Source organism: Streptomyces gelaticus (assembly GCF_014649535.1).
Taxonomy (GTDB): domain Bacteria; phylum Actinomycetota; class Actinomycetes; order Streptomycetales; family Streptomycetaceae; genus Streptomyces; species Streptomyces gelaticus.
This window is the reverse complement of record NZ_BMTF01000001.1, coordinates 598459-605137: the sequence shown is the minus strand read 5'-3', so window position 1 is coordinate 605137 and position 6679 is coordinate 598459. Positions and strand designations below refer to the sequence as shown.

At 70.0% G+C, this 6679-nt stretch carries 5 protein-coding genes; all 5 read left to right on the top strand.

Features of this window, described 5'->3' with window-relative positions:
- Nucleotides 1-721: 721 nt before the first annotated feature.
- The 5 genes from IE107_RS02690 (at nt 722) to IE107_RS02665 (ending at nt 6640) form a co-directional block, all read left to right on the top strand.
- Nucleotides 722-2167: a glyceraldehyde-3-phosphate dehydrogenase gene (locus tag IE107_RS02690; protein ID WP_189540533.1), complete on the top strand. Its 1446-nt coding sequence runs from the start codon at nt 722-724 to the stop codon at nt 2165-2167.
- Between the two features lie 723 nt (nt 2168-2890).
- Nucleotides 2891-4357, top strand: a complete 1467-nt coding sequence (locus IE107_RS02680; RefSeq protein ID WP_189540531.1) for an NAD(P)/FAD-dependent oxidoreductase — start codon at nt 2891-2893, stop codon at nt 4355-4357.
- A 320-nt stretch (nt 4358-4677) separates the two neighbouring features.
- Nucleotides 4678-5007: a hypothetical protein gene (locus tag IE107_RS02675; protein WP_308434200.1), complete on the top strand. Its 330-nt coding sequence runs from the start codon at nt 4678-4680 to the stop codon at nt 5005-5007.
- Between the two features lie 43 nt (nt 5008-5050).
- A complete protein-coding gene (locus IE107_RS02670; RefSeq protein WP_189540527.1) occupies nt 5051-6307 on the top strand; it encodes an MFS transporter in 1257 nt (418 codons plus the stop codon).
- Between the two features lie 72 nt (nt 6308-6379).
- Nucleotides 6380-6640 (top strand): hypothetical protein, encoded by a 261-nt coding sequence (locus IE107_RS02665; RefSeq protein WP_189540525.1) that lies wholly within the window; start codon nt 6380-6382, stop codon nt 6638-6640.
- The last annotated feature ends 39 nt before the right edge of the window (nt 6641-6679 follow it).

Genomic DNA, 6679 nt, shown 5'->3' with positions numbered 1-6679 from the left:
TAGCGGCGCCCGGGACGGGGGTCAATGATGTGACGTACTACCCCAATACGGAGCAATGTCCGAAATGAGATGCTCTGGGCTGTTTCCGTGCCGTTCGGGCGACCCCGTGCCTACTATCCGCCCTAGGATGTGATGTGGACCCTATGGGTGGCGTCACATCCACCAGGCCATTTCCAGGCGCTCGAGCCCGGTTCACCGACGACTCGGCACGACGACCACCAGGTCGTCGACGCGGGTTCCGGCGCCCTCGCGGTCACCACCGACCCCGACACCCGACTCCCCCGGCACCCGGGTCTCATCCGGGCCCCGCCGACTGCGCCCACGCCCACCGCACCCACGGACACCTCGCCCTGCATCTGCCGGGCCTGCCCGCCATCCACTGGACTTGCCCGTCGACACCGATCCGCTCGGCCTCGACGCCCCGACCGCCCTCTCGGTCGATCCCCTGCCGCGCGAACAGATCCTCACCTCCCCGAAGCCCGCACGACGGCACCAAGGAGCGGATGTGGATGCGCGCCGTGCTCCTCGACCGGCCGCGCACCTCGCCGCGGCGACGGGCACCCGCCGCTCACCATCGCGCCCGAACTGGCCGCGGACCTGGGCGTCCTGGCCCGCGCCGTACGCGAGACGACCTGACAGCACCGGCCCGGGCGGCCCGCTTGGATGACCAAAGTAGCGAGGGGTTACCATATGAGCGCCGCCTAGCTCGAAAGATAAACCTGTGACTGTCAATGACGACTCGTTCACCAGCTGGAAGAACCGCGAGGAGATCGCGGAGTCGATGATCCCGGTCATCGGGAAACTGCACCGGGAGCGGGACGTAACGGTCCTGCTCCACAGCCGATCCTTGGTGAACAAGTCGGTGGTCAGCATCCTGAAGACCCACCGATTCGCTCGCCAGATCGCCGGTGAGGAGCTGTCGGTCACCGACACGCTGCCGTTCCTCCAGGCCCTCACCACGCTCGACCTCGGTCCTTCCCAGATCGACATCGGCATGCTCGCCGCGACCTACGCCGCCGACGAGCGCGGCCTCTCGGTGGAGGAGTTCACCGCCGAGGCCGTGTCCGGCGCCACGGGTGCCAACAAGATCAAGCGCGGTGACGGACGCGACGTCGTCCTCTACGGTTTCGGACGTATCGGCCGCCTCGTCGCCCGTCTGCTCATCGAGAAGGCCGGCTCCGGCAACGGCCTGCGGCTGCGCGCCATCGTCGTCCGCCGGGGCGGCGACCAGGACATCGTCAAGCGCGCCTCGCTGCTGCGCCGCGACTCGATCCACGGCCAGTTCCAGGGCACGATCACCGTCGACGAGGCGAAGAACACCATCGTCGCCAACGGCAACGAGATCAAGGTGATCTACGCCAACGATCCGTCCGAGGTCGACTACACGGCGTACGGCATCAAGGACGCCATCCTCATCGACAACACCGGCAAGTGGCGCGACCGCGAGGGTCTGTCGAAGCACCTGCGCCCCGGCATCGACAAGGTCGTCCTGACCGCGCCGGGCAAGGGCGACGTCCCCAACATCGTGCACGGTGTCAACCACGACACGATCAAGCCTGACGAGCAGATCCTGTCCTGCGCGTCCTGCACCACCAACGCGATCGTGCCGCCGCTGAAGGCGATGGCGGACGAGTACGGCGTCCTGCGCGGCCACGTGGAGACTGTCCACTCGTTCACCAACGACCAGAATCTGCTGGACAACTACCACAAGGCCGACCGCCGCGGCCGTTCCGCGCCGCTGAACATGGTCATCACCGAGACCGGTGCCGCGTCGGCGGTCGCCAAGGCGCTGCCCGAGCTCAAGGCGCCGATCACCGGCAGCTCGATCCGGGTTCCGGTGCCGGACGTCTCGATCGCGATCCTCAGCCTGCGGCTCGGACGCGAGGCGACCCGCGACGAGGTCCTCGACTACCTCCGCAACGTGTCGCTGACCTCGCCGCTCAAGCGCCAGATCGACTTCACCACCGCCCCGGACGCGGTGTCGAGCGACTTCATGGGCTCGCGCCACGCCTCGATCGTCGACGCCGGCGCCACCAAGGTCGATGGCGACAACGCGATCCTCTACCTCTGGTACGACAACGAGTTCGGCTACTCGTGCCAGGTCATCCGCGTCGTCCAGCACGTCTCCGGCGTGGAGTACCCGACCTACCCGGCCCCGGCGGTCTGATCCGGCACACTCCGCTCCTCCCGGGCCGGCACACCAGTCCCGGGAGGGGAATCATCCGGACGCGCCACGAAGGGCGCCCGATGGGCAGCTGCTCGTCGGGCGCCCTTCGTGGCTGCGCCGGGCTCCTGCCCGCGGCTCGTGGCGGTGGTGTCGCGGTCGCGGCGGTGAAGCGCGTCAGCCGGTGGGCCCTGGAGGAACTGGACGGATGGCACGACCAGCCGTGGCCCAAACCCTGATGCGGCTGGGGCTGCTGGGAGCCCTGGCCGGGACCGGGGCGTGTGTGGGAGCGCGCGATGATCGCCAATCTCTCGGCGTCCCCGTACACCCAGCTGGCCAACATCACCGGCCGGCCCGCGATGAGCGTCCCGACCTACCGCGCTCCCGACGGACTTCCCCTCGGCGTGCAGTTCGTCGGCCCGTTGGTCAGCGAGGGGACGCTCCTGACCCTCGTCACCCGGATCGAGGCCGAGCACCCCTGGGCTCACCTCGAACCTCCGCTCCGAGCAGGCCGGTTGCGGAACCCCGCCGCGCACCCGCTCAGGAACGGACGGCCGTCACCCGTCGGTTCATGTGTGGCCACGCGGTCGGCCCGCGTCCCCGTGCGCCAAGGACGCCTGGCCGCTTCCGGGCGAGCGGGGCCGATCCCTCCGACACCCCGTCAGGCGCCTCTCCCTGGGAACCTGGAATACGGTGGGTCGGCAACATGGCGTGGAGGGGACCACATTGACACGGGTTGCGATTGTCGGCGGTGGGATCGGCGGCCTGGCCACAGCACTGTTCCTGGGCCGTCGGGGCCATCAGGTGGCCTTGTTCGAGCGGGACGGCCACCGGCCGGGACGCGACCTCGACGAGGACTTCTTCGGCTGGCACCGCCCCGGTGTGCCGCAGGCGGTCCAGCCGCACGGTCTTCTGGCCCCGGTCCGAACCGTGCTGCGGGCGGAGGCTCCGGACACGTACCGCGCGATGCTGCGCATGGGGGCCCGGGAACACAACGAGTTCGACTGGTTCGCCGAGCGGCCGCCCGCCCGCCCGGGGGACGAGGACCTGGTGACGGTCCAGACCCGGCGCATCGTACTGGAGGCCGCGCTGCACGAAGCGGTGCACCGCGAGCCGGGCGTCGATGTGAGGCTCGGGGAGGCCGCCGAGGGGCTCGTCGTCGACCGGCGCGGTGACATCCCGCGGGTCACGGGGGTACGGTGCGCGTCTCAGGCGCACCGCGCGGATCTGGTGGTCGACGCCGGAGGGCGCCGGTCCCCGGTGCCGGGATGGCTGCTGAACGAAGGCTGCCGGGAGGCGTCGGTGGAGAACCGTCGCGTCCCGATCGCATACTTCTGCCGCTGGTACCGGCTGCGCCCCGAGGGCCCGCGCGATCCCGGACGCATCAGGCCCGGTTCGTTCTCGGCCTTCGCGGTCGGCGGAGTGTTCCCGTCGGACAACGGCATCTTCGCGGCGTCCTTGACGGTCTCCACCGCCGATCCCACCCGCGCGGCTCTGCGGAACCCCGCGGTGTTCGAGAGGGTCGCGCGGACCTTTCCCGCCATCGCGGCGTGGCTGGACCTGGAGCCCGAGCCGGTCTCCGGTGTGCTCGCGATGGGCGGCCTGCACAATCGTTGGGCCGCGCCGGCCGACGCCGCCGGGCCCGTGGTCACCGGCCTCGTCGGCGTCGGGGACTCGCTCGCGTACACCAATCCCACAGCGGGACAGGGAGTGGCCATGGCCCTGCGGGCGGGGCAGTGGGTGGCCCACCACGCGGGCACAGCCTCGGACCCGGCGTCGTTCGCCGTCGCGTACCACCGATGGGCGGTGCGAACCCTGCGCCCATGGTTCGACGCCCAGGTCGCCGCGGACCGGGCCAATGCGGCTCAACTCGGCGAGCCCGCACGGGTGTCGACGGAACCTCCCACCGCGGCCGGCCGCGAGCGGGCCGCCCTGGCCGCCTGCGCCTTCGACGACCCGCTGGTCATGCGCGCACGAGCGAAGGTCCGCCACCTCGTCCTGACTGCCGATCAGGCGTACGGCACCGAGGAGGTGCGCGCCCGTCTGGCGCACTGGCTGGACGAACACCCGGACTACACGCCCGCGTTCGACGGCCCCGCACGTGCGGAGTGGGAGTCGGCCACGGGGTCCGCGGACCACACCGCCCGCACGCCCACGACGAAGGCGCAACCGGAAGGCAGCGCCAACCAGTAACGGACGTCATCCGGGCGACAGCCCGAACACCTTTCGCACCATTTTTACACTGTTATCACTCTTACGGGTGGTGTATCAGTGGGTGTGGCCATATTGTCGATTCAGGAACGACGGCTGGAAGAAGGGCACCACGCCCGGCGACCGCCCCCGGCGGCGTGGGCCCGACATGAGGCAGCCGAGGAGCCGATATGCATCCGAACAACCTCAGGACAGCGGTCATGCTGTGCGCCGCCGCCGCGTTCGCAGCGGCGATTCCCGGTCCGGCATCCGCCTCCGTATCATCCCCCGCAGCCACGGAGTCCCGCCCACCGGCTCGCACGGTGGCCGTCGACTGCTTCTCGAACCCGCAGGTACGCCCCGGCGACTTCCTGCTCGCCTGCGGGGACGGCAACAATCGCCTCATCGACATCCACTGGTCCCACTGGGGAGCGAACTCCGCCACGGGCACCGCACTCGACGCGGTGAACGACTGTCAGCCCTACTGCGCGGCCGGCACGTTCCACTCCTACCCCGTCATCGTCAAACTGGACCACCCGGAGACCTGGCAGTCCCACCCCGAGCAGCAGCGGTTCACCCGACTCCACCTCGTCTACACCGACGGCAGGCCGGCGTACACGGAGCGGGTCGTGACACACGAGCTCTGGGACTGAGCCGCCCCGGACTCGGCCGCGGCGGAGCGCCGGTCGCGAGGTGATGCGCGTGAACGTTCACGAATGCACACGCAAAGCCGATGACAGGTGGCGGCCGGGGTACGTGGCCGCGGCGCTGGTGTTCGCCATCGGAATGGCCGGCACCACCCTGCCCACCCCGTTGTACGGTCTTTACCAGGAACAGATCGGGTTCACCGAACTGATGGTGACCGTCGTGTTCGCCGTCTACGCCGTCGCGGTCATCACGGTGCTGCTGGTGGTGGGAAACTATTCCGACGAATCCGGCCGCAGACCTGTGCTCCTGTGCGCCCTGGCGTTTTCGGCGGCGAGCGCGGGGTGTTTCCTGCTGGAAAGTGGTCTGCCGCTGCTCTTCGCCGGGCGACTGCTGTCCGGCTGCGCGGCCGGGCTGCTGAGCGGCGCGGCGACGGCAGCCGTCATCGAACTGGCGGGGCCCGAGCACAGGGCGCGTGCGGGATTCGCCGCCACCGCGGCGAACATGGGCGGTCTGGGCTGCGGACCACTGCTCTCCGGGATCCTCGCGCAGTACACGCCCTGGCCGCTGACGCTTCCGTTCTGGGTCCACCTGGGACTGGTGACGCTTGCCTGCGGGATCACCTGGCTTCTGCCGGAGACCGTTGCCGCGCCGAAGCGCCGGCCACCCCTGAAGCCGCAGGGACTGTCCGTTCCATCCGAGGTGAAAGGGGTCTTCCTGCCCGCCTCGCTGGCGGCCTTCGCCGGATTCGCACTGCTCGGCCTCTTCACCGCGGTCGCACCGAGCTTCGCCTCGCGGACACTGGGTGTGCACAATCCCGCCGTCTCGGGCGCCGTGGTCTTCTCCGTCTTCCTCGCCTCGACCGCCGGGCAGTCCCTGACCCAACGGGTCGGCGCACGCCTCGCGCTCCCGGTCGGCTGCGGTGTCCTCGTCGTCGGCCTGCTGCTGGTGGCGTCATCCCTGCTCGCCGAGTCCCTACTCCTGCTCGTCCTGGGCGCACTGTGCGGCGGCACCGGCCAGGGCCTGGCATTCCGTGCCGCGCTCACCCTGATCAGCGGTGCCGCCCCGACACAGCATCGCGGCGGCACCATTTCGGCGTTCTTCGTCGTCGCCTACGGCGGGATCTCCCTGCCGGTGGTCGGGGTCGGCGCCATGGCCACCTGGCTCGGGCTGCGCCAGGCCGGGCTGATTTTCGCAGGCTGTGTAGTGGTGCTGACGGCGTGCGCGGGCACGTACGCGGCTCGCAGGCTGCCGCCGGATCCGCAGCTGCAACCGGGCTCACCACCGGCAGCGTCCTCCCGGTTCTGAGCACTTGGCCGGAACGGAAGGGGCAAGCGGCGTGCGGTCATCGCGATCGCCGCCGCGGTTGTCTTCGGTGTGGTGGGTGGCGGCACCCTGTACTTCCTGCTCGACAAGGAGAAGGGCGAGCAGACGCACGCAGGCAACTCCTCGCAGGGTGGCCGGACGAGCGACGCGACCAAGGACGGCAAGAAGGAGACCGACTCCAAGCCGAGCAACGAGCCCGATCCGAAGCCCGCCGAGTACAAGGGCATCAACCTGACGGCCGGCTACCACCTGACGCTCGGGGACGACAATGTCCGGCCCCAGCAGGGCGAGGACGGTGGGTACGAACTCTCCTAGGACACCGGCGGATACCTCGACGCGGAGACCACGGGCGGA